The organism is Pseudoalteromonas sp. TP27, from assembly GCF_056470645.1.
This window is the reverse complement of sequence record NZ_JARDAK010000009.1, coordinates 26,672-45,579: the sequence shown is the minus strand read 5'-3', so window position 1 is coordinate 45,579 and position 18,908 is coordinate 26,672. Positions and strand designations below refer to the sequence as shown.

The 18,908-nt window shown below is 39.6% G+C and carries 18 protein-coding genes; 7 read left to right on the top strand and 11 right to left on the bottom strand.

The window, feature by feature from the left end; translation table 11 throughout:
- Nucleotides 1-331: 331 nt before the first annotated feature.
- On the top strand, nt 332-1,051 hold the full coding sequence (locus PX700_RS12000; RefSeq protein WP_479520823.1) for a helix-turn-helix domain-containing protein: 720 nt from the start codon (nt 332-334) through the stop codon (nt 1,049-1,051).
- A gap of 68 nt (nt 1,052-1,119) precedes the next feature.
- Here PX700_RS12000 and PX700_RS11995 read toward each other — a convergent pair whose 3' ends face one another.
- Both PX700_RS11995 and fadE read right to left on the bottom strand, forming a co-directional pair.
- Nucleotides 1,120-3,045 (bottom strand): alpha/beta hydrolase family protein, encoded by a 1,926-nt coding sequence (locus tag PX700_RS11995; protein ID WP_479520822.1) that lies wholly within the window; start codon nt 3,043-3,045, stop codon nt 1,120-1,122.
- 248 nt (nt 3,046-3,293) lie between these two features.
- Nucleotides 3,294-5,750 carry an acyl-CoA dehydrogenase FadE gene (fadE, locus tag PX700_RS11990; protein ID WP_479520821.1) on the bottom strand — a complete coding sequence of 819 codons (2,457 nt, stop codon included), beginning with the start codon at nt 5,748-5,750 and terminating at the stop codon, nt 3,294-3,296.
- Nucleotides 5,751-6,075: 325 nt separating this feature from the next.
- On the opposite strand from fadE, the gene PX700_RS11985 reads away from it, so the two are divergent.
- Entirely contained in the window at nt 6,076-6,840 is a 765-nt protein-coding gene (locus tag PX700_RS11985; protein WP_182738784.1) for a class II glutamine amidotransferase, read from the top strand.
- 105 nt (nt 6,841-6,945) lie between these two features.
- Here the strand turns inward: PX700_RS11985 and PX700_RS11980 are convergent, their stop codons facing one another.
- From PX700_RS11980 to cmoA, 5 genes are all read right to left on the bottom strand, one after another.
- Nucleotides 6,946-7,689, bottom strand: coding sequence for a DUF3108 domain-containing protein (locus PX700_RS11980; RefSeq protein WP_479520884.1), 744 nt, complete (start codon nt 7,687-7,689; stop codon nt 6,946-6,948).
- A 16-nt stretch (nt 7,690-7,705) separates the two neighbouring features.
- The gene (purN, locus tag PX700_RS11975; protein ID WP_479520820.1) at nt 7,706-8,353 is read right to left on the bottom strand and encodes a phosphoribosylglycinamide formyltransferase; all 648 of its coding nucleotides are present in this window, start codon (nt 8,351-8,353) and stop codon (nt 7,706-7,708) included.
- Nucleotides 8,353-9,405, bottom strand: a complete 1,053-nt coding sequence (gene purM / locus PX700_RS11970; protein WP_479520819.1) for a phosphoribosylformylglycinamidine cyclo-ligase — start codon at nt 9,403-9,405, stop codon at nt 8,353-8,355. Before purM ends, purN begins: the two co-directional genes overlap by 1 nt.
- A gap of 190 nt (nt 9,406-9,595) precedes the next feature.
- The gene (cmoB, locus tag PX700_RS11965; protein WP_415638674.1) at nt 9,596-10,564 is read right to left on the bottom strand and encodes a tRNA 5-methoxyuridine(34)/uridine 5-oxyacetic acid(34) synthase CmoB; all 969 of its coding nucleotides are present in this window, start codon (nt 10,562-10,564) and stop codon (nt 9,596-9,598) included.
- Between the two features lie 12 nt (nt 10,565-10,576).
- Nucleotides 10,577-11,302, bottom strand: a complete 726-nt coding sequence (gene cmoA / locus PX700_RS11960) for a carboxy-S-adenosyl-L-methionine synthase CmoA (RefSeq protein ID WP_479520818.1) — start codon at nt 11,300-11,302, stop codon at nt 10,577-10,579.
- Nucleotides 11,303-11,418: 116 nt separating this feature from the next.
- Between cmoA and PX700_RS11955 the strand changes: the two genes are divergently transcribed.
- Nucleotides 11,419-12,108, top strand: coding sequence for a DUF3334 family protein (locus PX700_RS11955; RefSeq protein ID WP_165729298.1), 690 nt, complete (start codon nt 11,419-11,421; stop codon nt 12,106-12,108).
- A 134-nt stretch (nt 12,109-12,242) separates the two neighbouring features.
- On the opposite strand, the gene PX700_RS11950 is transcribed toward PX700_RS11955, so the two are convergent.
- Together PX700_RS11950 and PX700_RS11945 are read right to left on the bottom strand one after the other, a co-directional pair.
- A complete protein-coding gene (locus PX700_RS11950) occupies nt 12,243-12,740 on the bottom strand; it encodes a M48 metallopeptidase family protein (protein WP_479520817.1) in 498 nt (165 codons plus the stop codon).
- A gap of 22 nt (nt 12,741-12,762) precedes the next feature.
- A complete protein-coding gene (locus tag PX700_RS11945; RefSeq protein WP_479520816.1) occupies nt 12,763-13,611 on the bottom strand; it encodes a DUF72 domain-containing protein in 849 nt (282 codons plus the stop codon).
- Nucleotides 13,612-14,123: 512 nt separating this feature from the next.
- On the opposite strand from PX700_RS11945, the gene aspS reads away from it, so the two are divergent.
- The 3 genes from aspS (at nt 14,124) to PX700_RS11930 (ending at nt 16,876) form a co-directional block, all read left to right on the top strand.
- Nucleotides 14,124-15,902, top strand: a complete 1,779-nt coding sequence (gene aspS, locus PX700_RS11940; RefSeq protein ID WP_479520815.1) for an aspartate--tRNA ligase — start codon at nt 14,124-14,126, stop codon at nt 15,900-15,902.
- 130 nt (nt 15,903-16,032) lie between these two features.
- Entirely contained in the window at nt 16,033-16,263 is a 231-nt protein-coding gene (locus PX700_RS11935; RefSeq protein ID WP_165729303.1) for a hypothetical protein, read from the top strand.
- Nucleotides 16,264-16,279: 16 nt separating this feature from the next.
- Nucleotides 16,280-16,876, top strand: a complete 597-nt coding sequence (locus PX700_RS11930; RefSeq protein WP_479520814.1) for a pentapeptide repeat-containing protein — start codon at nt 16,280-16,282, stop codon at nt 16,874-16,876.
- Between the two features lie 66 nt (nt 16,877-16,942).
- Here PX700_RS11930 and PX700_RS11925 read toward each other — a convergent pair whose 3' ends face one another.
- Nucleotides 16,943-17,266: a hypothetical protein gene (locus tag PX700_RS11925; protein WP_010555318.1), complete on the bottom strand. Its 324-nt coding sequence runs from the start codon at nt 17,264-17,266 to the stop codon at nt 16,943-16,945.
- A 129-nt stretch (nt 17,267-17,395) separates the two neighbouring features.
- On the opposite strand from PX700_RS11925, the gene PX700_RS11920 reads away from it, so the two are divergent.
- A complete protein-coding gene (locus tag PX700_RS11920; protein ID WP_479520813.1) occupies nt 17,396-18,142 on the top strand; it encodes an alpha/beta hydrolase in 747 nt (248 codons plus the stop codon).
- A 103-nt stretch (nt 18,143-18,245) separates the two neighbouring features.
- Here the strand turns inward: PX700_RS11920 and PX700_RS11915 are convergent, their stop codons facing one another.
- A complete protein-coding gene (locus tag PX700_RS11915) occupies nt 18,246-18,818 on the bottom strand; it encodes a hypothetical protein (protein WP_479520812.1) in 573 nt (190 codons plus the stop codon).
- Nucleotides 18,819-18,908 lie beyond the last annotated feature (90 nt).

Below are 18,908 nucleotides of genomic sequence, written 5' to 3'. Positions count from 1 at the left end.
ATCAGCTATCAGCTATCAGCTATCAGCTATCAGCTATCAGCTATCAGCTTAAAAATCGACTACTTATACCAATCTGCTTATATATGGGGTCTATTTAACGTTAAGAAAATTACGCTAGAGCTAGGCAAAAATTTTTGTATCTAGTTGTTCTAAATAAAAAATTTTTAACGACGTTATAGTGCAATTTAATTCGTTAAATTGATAAAATATTTATGCAGTTTGGTATTAATGCTAACCTGCTAATATTCCTGCCTATTCTTTAATATTCAGCTTTTTATATCTGCATGAATAGCCAAGAATCTAGTCTCACTTTAAAAAAGGAAGCACTAAAATGAGCACATTAGGCCAACAACTAAAGCAGCTGAGAAATAATAAAAAATTGAGCCAACCTGAATTTGCAGAGCAAGTGGGTATAGAACAAAGTTACTTATCAAAACTAGAAAATGATAAATCAATTCCTTCTAACGACATTTTCAGATCTTTGCTTTTGGCATTAAATATCTCTATTGATGAATTTATGAAACCGCTTATGACCAGTGATGACAAAGTAAGGTTAATTCAAATACCAGATGTGGAGCAGTGGATTAAAAGCCAAGCTATTAATACTGCGGTTAAACAACGTAAGTTTATTTATTGTGCTATGTTTTTAATATCGTTTGGCTGTGCGTTGTTTTATGCAGGTCATAAAAACTATGTGTTTAATGAACGCTTTTATGAGTACCGCTCTATTGGAATTATTAAAGCTGATGAACCACTCAATGTTTTCAATCATTGGAAAAATTATATAATTGATCCCAGTGCTGAAAAGCGTGCAGAAAAACTTAAAGAGATGCTTGCTAGGCGTGTTGAGCTTTTAAAATTAATGGATGAGTATATTGGCGAATCATTTGTTGAAGAAGTGACTGGTGGTAAACGTGTTTATACAACAGATGCTATCCCACGCTTCATCTCACATGCAGGTAATAGCTGGCTTGAATTTATTGGACTATTTGCAGTTGTGTTTGGTTTAGCACTGGCGGTATTTGAACCAAAATTAACGCGTCACCCATAAAAAGCTGCATGCGAATAAGCACACAGCCTTTATCTTAAATGTAGCCCATACTTGTATGGGCTAACGCGCTATTTTAAATAGGTATCTAAAAAGTTTAAGTAAGCATTTGAGGCCGCAATGCGGTTTTCTTTTTTACTAAAACCATGACCTTCATCGTCAAACAATACATACTCTACAGGCACGCCATTGGCTTTTACCGCAGCAACCAGTTCATCACTTTCTACTTGTAAAACGCGCGGATCGTTTGCACCTTGGATCACCATTAATGGTTTTGTAATGTTTTTAGCATGAAATAAAGGTGATATAGCACGATGGCGCTCACCGTCTGTTGCAGGGTCGCCCATCTCATCGTATAGGGCTTTTTTAAAACTCTCCCACCATGGTGGAATAGAGTTGAGCGTTCTTACCCAGTTAGTAACCCCAAAAATATTAATACCTACTTTGAATTCTTCTGGCTCAAAAGCAAGTGCAGCAGCAGTCATAAACCCGCCGTAACTCCCGCCCATAATGCCAATTTTGTCACTATCGACCCAATCTAAGCTTTGAAGATGCTTTTTACCGTACACAATATCTTGTAAGTCATCAGTGCCATGCTTTTTGTCATCCAAGTGAAAAAAGGTTTTACCATAGCCTGAGCTGCCACGGTTATTAACGGCAAAAATAGCGTAACCATGGTTGACCAAATGTTGTTGCATAGCACTATAACCTGTGCGGCTTTGCCCACCTGGTCCGCCGTGCACCCAAATAAGCGCAGGAGCTTTATTTGTGCTGCTTGCTTGTTTTGGTTTGTATAAAACTCCAGGTATTTCAAGGCCATCAAAACTTTTAAAGCGAACGATTGTGCTTTCAACTAAGTCGTTTTGGTTAATTTCTTTACTTAGTGTATTTGTAAGCTGTTTTGCTTGATTGCTGCCAACTTGCCACACAAATAAATTACTTGGTGACGTATCTGAGTTTAGATAAAACGCCATCGCTTTTTCATCGCTTGAAAAGTTAACGCTGCGCAAGTTGCCTGCGGGTAATGTAGGCATCGCAATTTCTTTGCCTGTTTGGGTATCGATCACGGTTACTTTGGTGCTCGCGTCAGCATTTACACCACTTACTTGATAACGGCCTGATTTAGAGAAATAAATAAAACTCACATCCCAATCATCTTTTAATGCAGCGCTATGTTCACCGGTGGCTAAGTCATAACGCCATACCTGTGAAAACTCACCTTTAGCGTCTGTTGAGTAATATAAATATTTGCTGTCAACAGAGAAGGTGTCAGGGCTATATTGCGCTGGTGTGTCATGCTTTGAAATTAATTGCGGTTTGAGTGACTTTTTATAGGTATCAAGAATAAAGGTATCGCTGTCTTTATTGGTATTACTTTTAGATAAAGCGATATAGCGACCATCAGGACTAATGGCGCCGACATCTAATCCGAGCTTATTTTGATAAACCGAGGACATTTTATAGTTGTCACTATCTACGCTATATAAATCCATAAATTTGGCGTCGCGTTGATTACTTGTGATAAAAAATTGGCTGCCGTCCTTTGTAAAACCAGCAAAGCTAGCTCGTGTTTCATCCCCCGGTGTTAAGTCTTTTATTGAGCCATCTAGTTGTTTTACATAAATGTGGTATCGCTCGTTACCGCCAGAATCTTTAGTAAATAGTGCGCGTTCATCATTAGGGAAGTAGCGTACAGGGTAGGTACTGTCTTTAAAATTGGTGAGTTGAGTTTTATCGCCTGTATTTATATCAATTTCATACAGGTTATAAATGCCGCTTTCATCGCTACTTACTAAAACTTTATCACCGCTTGGTGCAAAACTATTGCCCATAATTGATGTAGTATCAAAGAAAGTTTTAGCGCTGTATGTTTCAGCTGTTTGTGCTTTTATGGTTGATTTAGTACCAATATCAGTTGTATTGCTTGATTGGCTACAGCCTGCCAACGCAAGTGTGGTTGCACATGCCAGTGCGCCAAAATTAAGTGTTTTATTCATTAATACAGTCCTTGGAATATAGTTAGCGTTTTCAAGTGTTGATCGTACGTTTTTTAAACGCAAGTTTTGGGCTTAAAGATGAGATAATAAAGTGTTACAAAGCATGTGCTCTATTACTGATTGGGAAGTAAGTTTTTTAAAGTGGTGGTGGGATTTATAGTTCAAGCAGTAGCTAATTGGTAAAAAACACACAAAAAAGCCAGCGCATTAGGCGCTGGCTTTTAATATTCAAATGCTTACTTAGTTAATTAAGCGGCATCAGCTTCTTTTTTAACGCTATTACGTGCTGCTTTGCCTGCAAGTAAGTCCGCAGGGTCAAAGTCATCAACGTTAATAACATCTAAACGAGACTGTTCAACAGCAGCAAGTTTATCAGCTTCTGCTTGGCTTAATATGCCAGCTTCTAGTCCCATTTGCGCTACTTTATCCAGCTGGAAAAATGGCAGTTTAAGGCCTTTTTCTTTACATACACGGTCAAATAACGGTTCAACCTCAAGGATGTCTTTAAGCGTTTGCTCTTGACGACCTACAAGGTTAAGTGGCTCATTTTTTAAGTATATGTAACTTGCTAAACGATTACGTGTTTCGCTTGGTACTTGAAGTAACTTAGCAAGTTTATGCTCAAGCTGATCCGTTGGTTTGCGTACTGGGCGACCAAATGGGAATAACAATACTTTTAATACGCCACGTAGTGGTGCAGAAGGCATGTTATTGATTAAATCAGCAAGTGCACGTTGGCAATGGTAAAGATGATCTTGGCAACTCCATTTTACTAGAGCAAAATCTTCTTTCTTACGGCCTTCGTCGTTGTAACGCTTAAGCGTTGCAGACACTAAGTATAAGTAACTAAGTAAGTCACCTAAACGTGCAGAAATACGTTCTTTACGTTTTAGTGAGCCACCAAATACTGCCATGCTAATGTCAGACATAAGAGCAAGTGATGCACTAAAACGTGACGCTATACGGTAAAATTCAGCGGTTTCGTCGTTGTACGGCACACTTGTAAAACGAGCACCGGTAAGTGCAAGCCACTTAGTACGCACAAGGTTCGACATAGTAAAACCAATATGGCCCATTAGCGCTTTATCAAATACATTAAGCGCTTCTTCGCGGTCTTCTATTTCACATGCACCAAGCTCTGTTAGTACAAATGGATGACAGCGAATTGCACCTTGACCATAAATAATCATATTACGGGTCAAGATGTTTGCACCTTCAACGGTAATGGCAATAGGTGCACCTTGATAGCCACGACCTAAATAGTTATTTGGCCCAAGCATGATGCCCTTACCGCCAAGTACATCCATTGCATGAATAGTTGCATCACGCATTTGCTCTGTAAGGTGGTATTTAATAATGGCAGAAACAACCGATGGTTTTTCGCCTAAATCAACCGCGCCTGTAGACATACTAACCGCAGCATCAGAGCTGTAAGCGTAACCAGCTAATTTAGCTAGTGACTCTTCAACACCTTCCATTTTACCAATAGGTAAACGGAACTGACGACGAATGCGACTATAAGCACCCGTTGCAACAGCAATCATTTTAATGCCACCGGCAGAGTTTGAAGGCAATGTAATTGCACGACCAACCGATAAACATTCAACCAGCATACGCCAGCCTTGACCAGCCATATCTGGACCACCAATAATGTAATCAAGTGGTACAAAAATGTCTTTGCCGCGAGTTGGACCATTTTGAAATGGTACGTTAAGCGGGAAATGTCGACGACCAATTTCAACTCCAGGAGTATCCGTTGGAATAAGTGCACAGGTAATGCCTGGCTCTTTATTGTCGCCAATTAAGCCATCTGGATCTTGTAACTTAAACGCAAGACCAAGTACGGTAGCAACTGGGGCAAGTGTAATGTAACGCTTATTCCACGTTAAACTAACACCCACAACTTCTTCACCGTTCCATTGCCCTTTACACACCACACCGTAGTCTGGAATTGAGCTTGCATCAGAGCCTGCTTCTGGTGAGGTCAATGCAAAACAAGGGATTTCTTGGCCGCTCGCTAAACGCGGTAAGTAATGGTCTTTTTGCTCTTTTGTTCCATAGTGTTGTAATAATTCACCAGGGCCTAAAGAGTTAGGTACGCCAACAGTTGACGAGAGTAACGTTGATTTACTTGTTAGTTTTTGAAGTACACATGATTGTGCAAATGCAGAAAACTCTAAACCGCCGTATTCCTTTTTGATGATCATAGCAAAGAATTTATTATCTTTTAGATATTGCCATACATCTTGTGGAAGGTCGGTTAGTTCGTGTGTTGCTTCCCAATCATCCAACATGGCACACACTTCTTCAACAGGGCCATCGACAAAAGCTTGTTCTTCAATTGTAAGCTTAGGTACAGGGTATTGATGAAGCTTTTTCCAATCAGGGTTACCGCAAAATAAATCTGCTTCCCACCACGTTGTACCGGCGGCAATGGCTGATTTTTCAGTATCAGACATGCTTGGCGTTACTTTTTTAAACGTAGCAAAAATTGGCTTGATGATATATTGCTGACGAATGCCAGTAACAGAAAGAGGAACCGCGATGATCAAAAAGATCAACCAGCTAATTAAACCAAAAGCACCCGCAAAGGTACCAATTAATAAAGTAATAGCTGAAACACCAAGTGCTGTGTTCCAACTTGCTCTGTGGTAAATCGCAGTGCAAAGCAACACGATTAGAACCAGTGTAAATATGAGTGTCATTTTTATTCCTTAATAGAGGTCAGACCACCTCACTTAGAGTAGCGCTACTAACAGTAATTTTCAAGTACATAACGATGTTAAATTGTAGTAAAAAGTAACTTAAATACGATATTTAATTACCCGACAGAGGAACGCTTAATTACTATCGTATAGTCAAAGCGTTAGCTGCAAGTATTGTTAACGTAAAAATAAATAAATCTAATAGCAAAATGACACTTTTTAAGTAAGTATAGTAATTATAGTGGGCTGTAAATTAGTGTACGCCTAATGTAAAAATATAACGCTATTTATTTTTAATGTATGGTTTTTAAGGGTTATTTTATTAATGTGTGAATTACTTGGCATGTCAGCCAACGTGCCTACCGATATTTGTTTTAGTTTTTCAGGCCTTTTAGAGCGTGGTGGAAATACCGGCCCACATAAAGATGGGTGGGGTATTACGTTTTACGAAGGTAAAGGCTGTAGAACCTTTAAAGATCCTGAGCCGAGTTATCAATCTGAAATAGCAAAGCTCGTTAAAGCATACCCAATTAAAAGTGTCTCGGTTATTAGCCATATTCGACAAGGTAACCGTGGGCGAGTGTGCCTTGAGAACACCCATCCGTTTACACGAGAGTTGTGGGGGCGTGAAATCACTTACGCTCATAACGGGCAACTATCAAATTATCATGATTTAAAAACAGAATATTATCGCCCAGTGGGGAACACCGATAGCGAACTCGCTTTTTGTTGGTTGCTTGATAAAATTCGCGAAAAATATCCAAAACGTCCAAGTAATATGGCGTCAGTTTTTAGATACGCTGCTAAGTTGTCGCATACGTTGCGTGAAAAAGGGGTGTTTAATATGCTATTGACCGATGGGGTGTTTGTTTTAGCGTATTGCACTAATAACTTACATTACATAACGCGCCGTGCGCCATTTGGTAAAGCAACCTTGATTGATGCCGACATGGTGGTTGATTTTCAACAAGAGACCACACCAAACGATGTAGTAACAGTAATAGCCACTAGGCCATTAACTAATGACGAGCGCTGGCAAAAAATGGAGCCGGGGGAATTTGCATTGTTTAAAATGGGTGAGCTAATTTAGTGCTAAAGCTTTAAATTTTACATAAAAAAACGCGATTAAAATCGCGTTTTTTTTATTCAATATACACTTTTACCAGTTTGCATAATTAATTATTGCAAATAGGTGTTATAGCGCCTCTACGCTAGCATCGCTTTTGTCTGCTACAGCTGCAGGAGCTGCGACAGGTTGAGTAACAGTAAACGAGTTCATTTGCACTTCAAACTGTTCCATCCCTTTTTCGCCTTTCCACATACGTACCAGCATGTAATCCATTTCTGGCGCAAACCATGCAATTGCTTGGCGTTTATCGTTATCGTATAAACGCTTTACTTTAATAGCTTCTACATTACCGATAGGCAACGAAATCATCTCGGTGCCAGATACTTCAAAGTTGTAGTCGCGGCGATTACCTTTTTTATCAATAAGCGGAAACGAGAAATTAGTTTCGCCTTTTTTTAGGCCTTCACGTACTTGTACTTGGTACGAAATAGCATCCTGAAATTCGTCAGTCCACTCGCATTTTAGCGGGTATTCGCTAGTGCTACTTGTGACCACTTTATTTTGCGTATCAAAGTCTATTTTGTAATCTTTATCTGGGCCTGTGCCTGTACGCACCATGTTGTAATGATGTGGGGTAACTTTGCCATCTTTGTATGTAAACTTTGAGGTTTCTTCACGAGAATCAGAGAAAATCATCCACTCAATATTACTGTGATAAGTAAGTTCGTAGTTGTCTTCGCTTAATTTTTTAAGCTCTCGAACAGCCTCACCATGATTTTTACCTTTGCGTAAAATATCGTAGTTAGCTTGATACTGAGTCAATTCGCCTGCAATTAGGCTAGTTGGAAGTAAAGCGCCCGCACATAACAACAGGGCACTTATTTTTTTATTGTGGGTAGTGCGCGCCGTGTGCAGGAAGTTGTTTTTTGTCAAGAACTGCATAATCTGCTTCCATAGTAAGTCTGTGTTCACTGAACCATTTGACCACCAAAGGATAAATTATATGCTCTTGCTCATGCACGTGTTTTGCTAATGTCTCTGCTGTATCATCCTTGAGTACAGGTATTTGCGCCTGAAGAATAACGGGACCGCCGTCTAATTCTTCAGTAACAAAGTGAACACTTACGCCATGAACATCGTCTTTTGCATCAATTGCTCTTTGGTGGGTATTCAGCCCCTGATACTTAGGCAACAAAGATGGATGAATGTTCAACATTTTTCCAACATATTTTTGCACTAAGCCAGGAGTAAGAATACGCATAAACCCAGCTAATACAACTAGATTTGGCATAAAAGAGTCGATAACGTTCATTAATTGCGCATCGTACGCTTCGCGCGAGTCAAAATCTTTATGACTGAGCACTTTTGTAGCAATACCGGCTTGTTTTGCACGCTCTAGGCCATAAGCGTCTGCTTTATTACTAATAACAGCCGCTATATGTCCGTTTATCTCGCCACGTTCGCAGGCATCTATGATGGCTTGTAAATTAGAGCCACTACCTGAGATTAAAACTACCAGACGAGTCGGTGCCATTACTTAGCACCACCTACAATTTCAACTTGCTCTTCGCCAGCTGCTGCATCTTGAATTTCACCAAGGTGCCATGCATTTTCGCCCAAGTCTTTTAGCATTGTTAAGCTTTGCTCAAGTTTGTCTGCAGGTACAACTAAAACCATACCTACACCACAGTTAAATGTACGGTACATTTCGTGGGTAGTAATATTGCCGTTTTCTTGTAACCAGTTAAAAATTGGTGGCCACTGCCAGCTATCACCTTTAACTACTGCTTTTGCAGACGCTGGTAATACGCGTGGAATGTTTTCCCAAAAACCGCCGCCAGTAATATGCGAAAGCGCATGTACGTCAACGTTTTTGAATAACTCAAGTAACGGTTTAACGTAAATACGCGTAGGCTCAAGTAAAGTTTCGCCTAAAGTTTTACCTTCGAAGTCAGCGCTGGTATCAGCGTTTGACACTTCAAGTACTTTACGAATTAAAGAGAAGCCATTTGAATGAGGACCGCTTGAAGCAAGTGCAATAAGCTGATCGCCTGCTGCTACTTTAGTGCCATCAATAATTTTTGATTTTTCTACAACGCCTGTACAAAAGCCTGCCATGTCGTAGTCTTCACCATCATACATACCTGGCATTTCAGCTGTTTCGCCACCAATTAGGGCACAACCTGAAATTTCACACCCTTTGCCAATACCTGTAACTACGTCAGCTGCTGTGTCTATATCTAGTTTACCAGTTGCATAGTAATCTAGAAAAAACAGGGGTTCAGCACCTTGAACAATTAAGTCGTTTACACACATTGCAACTAAATCAATACCAACCGTATCGTGTTTTTTTAAGTCGATTGCTAAACGTAATTTAGTACCAACGCCATCTGTGCCCGCAACTAATACTGGTTGCTTGTAGCCTTCAGGAATTTCGCAAAGTGCGCCAAAACCACCAATTCCGCCCATTACTTCAGGACGACGAGTTTTTTTAACTACGCCTTTAATACGCTCAACAAGTGCATTACCAGCGTCGATATCTACGCCCGCGTCTTTATAGCTTAGAGACTGTTTTTGTTCGCTCACAGGTTTTCCTCAAAATAGTTGTTTTGGGTTGCTTAGAAACGCGCGTATTTTACAACAATTGCAAGGTCGCGGCTAGCGCAAATGTAGTTTTGAAATAATTAACAAGGACACTTGTCCGCTGCCTGTTGTTTAAATAAACAAAAAAACGCCCGTAGGCGTTTTTTTAGTATTAAAGGCGTTAAATTAACCGCTATGCTTTTGCAGTTAATATTGCTCTAAGTGGAGCAGGGTAGCCTTCAATTGTTTTACTTGTGTCGTTTGGATCTAAAAAGTCGATTAACGACTCGTTTTCCATCCAATCGGTTTTGCGTTGTTCTTCAAGGGTGGTGATAGCGCAGTCTTTTATTTGCACATCTTTAAAGCCAACACGCTCCATCCATAGTTTTAAAGCGGCAGTACTTGGAATAAACCACACGTTGCGCATTTTTGCGTAGCGGTCGGTAGGGACGAGTACTGTGTTTTCGTCGCCTTCAATTACCAGTGTTTCAAGTACAAGTTCGCCGCCTGGGCGAAGCTGTGCTTTTAACTGCGCTAAAAAGTCGATAGGTGAGCGACGATGATAAAGTACGCCCATCGAAAAAACCGTATCAAAGGCTTTAAGCTCGGGTAATGCCTCAACGCCTAGTGGTAATAAATGCACGTTTTCGTCTGGGTTATAGTGTTTAATTGCCTGAAACTGACATAAAAATAAATCAGACGGATCAATACCCACTACAAACTCTGCACCTTCACCGCGCATACGCCATAAATGATAACCAGAACCACAACCAATATCTAAAACAGTGCGGCCTTTTAATGGCTCAATATGAGGAAGTAGGCGATCCCACTTCCAATCACTGCGCCATTCAGTGTCTATTTCAATACCGTGAACACTAAATGGGCCTTTGCGCCATGGCATCATACGCTTTAATAAATGCATCGCTTGTTTTTGTTCGCCATCACTCATCTCCCCAGGCGCGCCTATTTCTACCTTGGTAGAGACATCTACATGCGTAGTTTTTACTTCAGGCAAATTTTTAAGCACTTTTTGCCATTTAGGTAAATCACCATGGCTTGCCTCTAACTGCCAATGTTTTAACTGGGCTGGCAAGGTTTCTAGCCAGTGGCTAAGAGGGCTTTGTGCAATAGATGCGTAAAATTGGTTAAACCATTGAGACATAAGTCACTCTCTTTATTTAATTGCTACCATTGAGCAAAAATTAAAACATTGATACCACACTTGAGTTTGGCTAAAACCAATATCTTGTAAGCGAGTAAAGTGAGCGCTGAGTGTATCTGGGCGCATAACGTTTTCGATGGCGGTACGCTTTTGGCTTATTTCAAGCTCAGAGTAGCCATTGTGACGTTTAAAGTCGTGGTGCAAATCAATCAATAAATTGTCGCATTGCTCATTTTCAGCTTTTACTTTTTCGCTAAGCAGTAATACACCGCCAGGTTTTAAATTAGCGTATATTTTTTCAAGCACGGCTTGGCGCTGAGCATGCGGAATAAACTGTAGTGTAAAGTTCATTGCTACAACTGAGGCGTTTTGAATTTCAAGCTCATTAATGTCACCTAAAGTAACAGTAACGGGCACATCTGATTTAAAACCCTGTAAATGTACCTTGCAACGCTCAACCATCGCTTGCGAGTTATCTACCGCTATTATATGGCAGTTATCGGTGCGAATATTTCGGCGCATGCTAAGCGTTACTGCACCCAGTGAGCAGCCTAAATCGTAAAGATTAGAATTACTTTGTGCGTATTCACCGGCAAGTTTACCCATTGTACTAACAATAGTTGCATAGCCCGGTACAGAGCGCTGGATCATATCTGGAAAAACTTCGACTACATTTTGGTCAAAGCTAAAATCTTTTACTTGTTGCTCAGAGGCATAAATACTGTCTTTTATGGTCACGAAGGCAGTCTCTTTATAAATAATAGAGCTATTTTAACATTTTATACTGGATAGTCAGCGATAAATTCAGTAGCTTAACTAGAATTATGAATAATAAGTATAAAAGAGAAGATTAAATGAGCAAAAGCAAGGTCATCAGCACTGACGATATATTAGCAACCCTTTGTCATTCAGTTACAGGTGTACTTACATCAGCCAGCGGTAACGGTATTAGTTACTCTGCTATGGTACAAAAAATAACGCGTACATGTATGCGACCAGATATTGGCTGCTTTGTTTTATTTGACGGCGGTTTTACCGGCCTTGTAATTACCAACTTTACCTCGCAAGCGGCGATGGAAATTTATGGCGATTATATGCGTAATATGGGTATGCCTGAGAATGAAATAGCGCATAGCCATTTATCAGACGACGTATCAAACGTACTAGGCGAGTTGATGAACCAAATTGTTGGCGACTTTACTTCTAAAGTGCGTGAGCAGTTACATACGTCTATTACACAAAATCAGCCAAAAATGATGGCAATAAACAAGCAAGTGCAAATATCGGTAGATACCACGATGGATCGCCCGCAAGCCCGCCGCGTAACATTCACCACAAGTAAACAAAATATCTTTTACTTGGAATTAGCGATGGATAAAACAGAGTTTATTAAATTACACGACTTTGATATTGCAGAAGCGCTAGACCCAGATGACATAATTGAAAACGAAGCTAAAAAGAAAGCTGAAAAAGAAAGCGCAAAAGCTAAAGACGTTGTGCAAGATGATGCCGACGACGACTTTATGGCAGGCTTAGGACTGTAATATTTTACGTAGGTTGGGTTGAGCGAAGCGAAACCCAACGTTTGCTCAGCTATCAGTAGGTTGATACGACCTCATAAAAACGCGATTTGATATCGCGTTTTTTATTATATTAATAGCGTACTTTTCCTTGCAACTTAGTTATAAGGATTCTCTCCCATCGCCACTACCACACAAAAAATTCTTAAATCTAGTTCTAGTTGGTGATACTGCGGCTCCATGTGGCAGCAAAGTTGGTAAAAGCCTTTGTTATGATCTTTTTCTTTAAAATGGGCGAGTTCGTGTACTACTAATGCTTTTAGTAGTGGCTCGGGGGCGCGCAGCAAATCGCTGTTAATTGCTAAATCGTGCTTACGGGTTTTACCTTGCATACGATATGTATGCGTACCAAGTGCGTTGGTGACCATGTCGCCTTGTTTTTTAAATGCAGCACGGCCAAACGGCGGGGCGTTTTTTAAATACTGTTTTTTAAGATCGGTGGCGTAGCTATAAAGTAACTTATCGCTAGTAATGGTATGTGCTTGCGGATATTTTTTAAGTAAGTAGTTACTTACCTTTTTGTTGTTAATTAGGCTTAATACCTGCTCAACAATGTTTGCAGGGTAGCCGGTAAAGTAACGTGCGTATTCACTCATTTATATTCTCTAATCTTATTGTTTAAAAAAGTGCCGGCTGGTGGGCTTCTTTTTCGCCGCTGAATGGATTTAATACTGGGTGATTGTACCCTAGGTCTTCACAAAATTGACGTGCAAGTAGTGGCGATTCGCGATTATCGGCTGTATGAAAAAACACATACGGTGTTTTACCTTCATCAAGCCATTGTTTTACTTTGCTCAGCCACGGTTTATAAAAGGGTTTATAGTCGTTTTGCAAATCGGCTATTACAAAGCGCGCCATAGGCTGCGAGCCTGTGGCAATGGCATGTACTGGTAAATGTGGCTTTTTTTGTTGTGCATCTATTAGCGCCTCGGTAGTAGGTTTTACCGCAAATAGTGCGCGAGTATCCATTGATATCCGATTTATGTTGTTCGCTATTAATAACTGATTAAGCGCTATTTCGGCTTCACCTTTTTTGAAAAATGCAGTATGACGTACCTCTACACCGTAATTAATCTCTTTTGGTAACAGGCTAATAAACTGTGCTAGCTTGGGTAAGTCGTTTGGGCCAAAGGCTTTGGGCAATTGCAGCATGATTTGCCCCGTTTTTTCTAAAATAGGGGAGAACAAGTTAAGCCAATCAGTAAGCTCAGTTTGTATGTTAGTAAGGTGTAGTTCGTGGCTAAAGCGACGATTAAACTTAAACGTAAATTTAAAATCGTTGGGTACGTTATTTGCCCAGCGCGATACGGAGCTTGGCGATGGATCTGCGTAAAAGCTGGTGTTGCCTTCAACAGAATTAAAATGTTGGGCGTATTGGCTAAGCATATCGGCGTTTTTACATTGGCTTGAAAATAAATTGCCTTTCCATGCGTTGCTCGACCACTGCGGGCATCCAATATATAACATAAAAACTAGCGCCTTATTATAAAGTGGCGATAGTGTAGCAAATAACAAAACGAGCTGCTGTAAATTCAGGGGTAAAAGCCATACACGGCTAGGGCGTGTTGAACTTTGTGGATTGAAATTTGTTCAATCTAGGGACGATTTAATCGCGGCGCGAGGTTTGTAACCTAGTGGGCTAAGTAAAAACCGAGTAACAAAGAGTTAATCGTCCCTAGAAAGAACCCAAAGGGCAGTGCATGTTTGGCATTTATGCTGCGTTATCGCCTATTTATGGGGAGTAACCACACTGCATAGGCTCTGCCTTGCCTAAAAGCCAAACATACTGCTGCAAATACAACCACCAACGTTCAACACGCCCTAGCATCTTAATGTTAGTTGAGTATAATGCAGAGCTTAATTTGATTATTTTTAGATTGCTAACGGCTTTATTTGTATTGTGGTGACCTGTTTTTTAAATCACACGCCTTAAAACAAATAACTTTAACCGTTTAAGCCTTTTATCTGACAGGAAAACTATGCGCTCTATATATTGCGGACAGCTAAATAAAACTCACGTAGATCAAGAAGTAGAACTATGTGGCTGGATCAACAAACGACGTGACCTTGGTGGACTTATCTTTGTCGATTTACGCGATAGAGAAGGTTTAGTACAAGTTGTATTCGATTCTGACATTGAAGAATTAATGAGTTCAGCTAATACACTTCGCCAAGAATTTTGTGTTCAGTTAAAAGGTGTTGTTCGCGCACGCCCAGACAGCCAAGTAAACAAAGACATGGCAACAGGGGAGATCGAAATTTTAGGTAAAGAGCTTAATATTATTAACCGCTCTGAACCGCTTCCACTTGATTTTAACCAAGTAAACTCAGAAGAGCGTCGTTTAAAGTACCGTTACTTAGATTTACGTCGTTTAGAAATGAGTGACCGTATTAAATTACGTGCTAAAGCAAGCAGCTTTGTTCGTCGCTTTTTAGATGAAAACGGCTTTTTAGACATCGAAACACCTGTACTTACTAAAGCAACGCCAGAAGGCGCGCGCGATTACTTAGTACCGAGCCGTGTTCATAAAGGTAGCTTTTACGCATTACCGCAGTCGCCACAGTTGTTTAAGCAATTGTTGATGATGTCGGGTTTTGACCGTTACTACCAAATTGTTAAATGTTTCCGTGATGAAGATTTACGTGCCGATCGCCAACCAGAATTTACCCAAATAGATATAGAGACCTCGTTCATGAGCTCTGATCAAGTACGTGGTATGACTGAAAAAATGATCCGCGAAATGTGGCAAACATTGCTAAACGTTGATTTAGGCGATTTCCCAATCATGCCTTACAGCGAGGCAATGAGCCTTTACGGTTCTGATAAGCCTGATTTACGTAACCCAATGAAATTAGTTGATATTGCTGATTTAGTTAAAGACGTAGAGTTTAATGTTTTTTCAGGTCCGGCTAACGACGAAAAAGGCCGTGTTGCTGTATTAACAGTACCAGGTGGCGCTAAGCTTTCTCGTAAACAACTTGACGATTACACTAAGTTTATTGGTATTTACGGCGCTAAAGGCATGGCGTGGATGAAAGTAAACGACCACACTGCAGGCGCTGAAGGTGTTCAATCGCCAGTGGCTAAGTTTTTAAGCGAAGACGTAATTACTAAATTACTTGAGCGTACTAATGCACAGTCTGGCGATATTATTTTATTCGGTGCCGATAAGCGCAACACAGTAAATGAAGCTATGGGCGCACTGCGCGTTAAGATTGGTGTTGATTTAGAAATCACTAACCTTAATAGCTGGGCACCACTTTGGGTTGTAGACTTCCCAATGTTTGAAGAAGATGACGAAGGCACATTACATGCTGTGCATCACCCATTCACTGCACCAAAAGATATTACTGCAAGTGAGCTTGAAGCAAACCCAGCAGCAGCAATTTCAGATGCCTACGATATGGTATTAAACGGCTACGAAGTGGGTGGCGGTTCAGTACGTATTCATAATGCAGAAATGCAAGAAACTGCATTTAGAATTTTAGGTATTAACGAGCAAGAGCAACAAGATAAGTTTGGCTTTTTACTTGATGCACTTAAATACGGCACACCACCACATGCAGGTTTAGCATTTGGTCTTGACCGTTTAGCAATGCTTTTATGTGGTACCGATAATATTCGTGACGTTATTGCTTTCCCTAAAACAACACAAGCGTCGTGTTTATTAACTAACGCGCCAAGTAAACCTAACCTTGATTCGTTAGCTGAGCTTGCAATTAGTGTTGTAGAAAAAGAAGTATCAAGCGAAGAGTAATTTTTGCTTAGCTTTTAAGCTAAATTTAAAAACCCTTAAGTTATATGCTTAAGGGTTTTTTTGTGGTTAAATTTAAAGCAGTTTAAAGATTTGTGCCGATTGCTATTATCCATATTGAAAAGGAGTTCTTATGTCGTTTCATCTAACCTTATTTGGTGAGTTTTTAGCTTTTTTTATTATATTATGCATCCCTATTTTTGCTGTAATTAGCTACAAAATAGGTAAGCGTAAAAGTACTATGCCGGGTGTTTTAGCGTTTGTGGGTGGCTGTTTTGCGCTATTTCCATTGTTTGGTTTGATTTTTATTGCAGTGCTTGCGCTCAAAAAAGATTTACCTAAAAATAATGGCTACGCAGGTTAAATCTAATAGGTAAATTGTGTTGTTAAGTAACAATAAACAGTATTTTGATGAACAATTTAATGCTTTGCAGTATGCAGAGCAGCTAACTGAACACTCTGAGTTTGAAGAGTGTACGTTTACCGATTGCGACTTTTCAGACGGGCAGTTTAAAAATTGTCGATTTATACAGTGTAACTTTAAAAACTGTAACCTGTCGTCTCTTAAATGGAACTACAGCTCACTTGAAGATGTAAGTTTTAGCCATTGTAAGTTAAACAGTTTGCAGTGGGGCGATGTAGATTGGCCAGCGCTTAGTATTAACGCACCGGTGAGTTTTAATTATTGTGAGCTCAGTAATAGTTCTTTTTTTGAATTATCTCTTAAAGCCCTCAAACTAACACATTGCTTTGCCAAAAATATTGATTTTAGACACGCTGATTTAAGCGGTAGTGAATTTACAGGAACAGATTTTCGCGATAGTGAGTTTTTTCAAACTAATTTATCAAAATGTGATTTTGTAGGTGCTACAGCGTTTAATATAGATTTGAATAATAATATGTTAGCGAATGCTAAGTTTGATCGCTTCGAAGCACTAAATTTGCTAACCAGCCTTAATATAGAGCTGTGTGATTAATTTAAATGATTACATATCTAGAAGCGACAGCCTGGCTGAGCTTCTAGATACTGCGTGACTGCGTAATTAACGGCTTGGGCCATTTTTATTACGTGCACTGGCAAGTTGTCTTGCTATTTCTAATAACGCGGGTGAAATATCTTCAGCGCCATCTTTAATTAGTTTTGTAACGTCACCTGATGAAAACAAACCGTCACGTGGTGATTTAATACCTAACTCACGTACAAAGTCCTTCGTTTTACCAGTGCTGCCTGTTTCGATGAACTTAAAAATAATACGTTCATTGTTATTTTTAGCAGGTGCTTTTAGTGTTTCTATTTCGTCATGTATTGCAGTTAGCTTGTCTTCTAGGATTTCTATACGTTCTTGAATGCTATTGTATGATTTCATTTATTGGATCTTTTACTAAATATATTAAAACAATGGCGGCTATTATCGCATAGTTTGACAATAGAGAATGCAAACCTATAAAGTAAAAGTTATTTTTAATTAAAAACAATAATTTATATAAGTTTAAATATGCAAAAAACACTTAAAAAGCTTTTCATATTAAGCACACTCACCTTAACTACATCAATAATAAGCACTACAAGCTATGCAAACGACGATGTTATAACCGATGATAGCCGCAACCGCACTATTCCTATCAATATTACATTACCAAGTAACAATACTAAGTGTTCAGAGCAAGCAAAGTGCCCCGTGGCGTTTATTAATGCGGGCTACGGTATTAGTCATAACAAGTATACATTTGCTAGTAATGTGTTTAATCAACGCGGATACTTAACAATAGCTGTTGCACATGAACTAAAAACCGACCCTTACCTAAACCGTGAGCAGCCTTACTTAACCACTCGTATGGAAAACTGGCATCGTGGCGTAGTGACGCTTAAGTTTTTAGTTAATGAGCTATCGAACAAATACCCAGCGTACGACTTTACAAAGCTCGCCTTATTTGGGCACTCAAATGGTGGTGATATTTCGGCATTATACGGCTCTATTTATCCTAATGAAGTTAGCACTATTATTACGCTCGATCATCGTCGTATGTTGATCCCACGCAATAAAAATATACGCGTGCTTACTCTACGCGGTAGTGATTACCCAGCTGATGCGAATGTGTTGTTAAACGATTCAGAGCTGGATAAGTTTCCTGTTACACAAACACTAATAGAAAAATCGCGTCATAACGATATGTATGATGGCGGACCAAAATGGCTGGTGGATAGAATGAGTAAAGAAGTAGGGGCGTTTTTAGATAATTAGCCAAGATATAATCAAACCAACTTTAAGCTAGCTTGATATATAAAGGTTTAAGCTGACGCAAAACTTTGAGTGGTATTAAACAAAGCATGTATATTGTTGCAGGTTACCCTTGCGGCGTAGCAAACTGTTTTATTGGTCGTTCTTTTATTTCCATATCTTCAGTAGGAATAGCTAAAAGTGAATATCTGGTTCTTATGGTAATGATATCAGCAAATTTACCGTTAATGTACAAGTTGACGAACGGTGTAATCGTACTTACTAAGTATTTTTTTTCAGGGTGTAAAGCAAACCTTTCTTCCATGCCTTTTAGCTCAATAAACTTTACTTCAAGCGGTTCGAACTCTATAGAGGATAATTGCTTGTGAGCACGCCGCCGTCCTTGTATAGGTTGTTCAGGGACTTTTGCACCTGGATTTTCCGCTCTTAATGAGAAGTATTCATCCACTTCATATATAAACATTGAGTTTAAGTCGATTCCCTGCTTATCGAAAGCGAGAGAGCTTAGCTTAACTTGATAAGGCGTAGTATTCGCCAATCTTATACTAGTGATACATTTAGTATCTAGATGACAAAATGTATAAGAGGATGCAGCAATAGGACCTTCGATAATTTCTTCAGAGTTGGCTAAAGTAGAGTAACTAATTAAAAGAAATATAATATTTACTAAAATTTTCATTGAGCTGCTCGCACTGCATTTTCAAAAAGATATGATCGGTATAACAAATTTGTTCTGCCACTACCTTCATATCCACTAAACAGAGTTAGT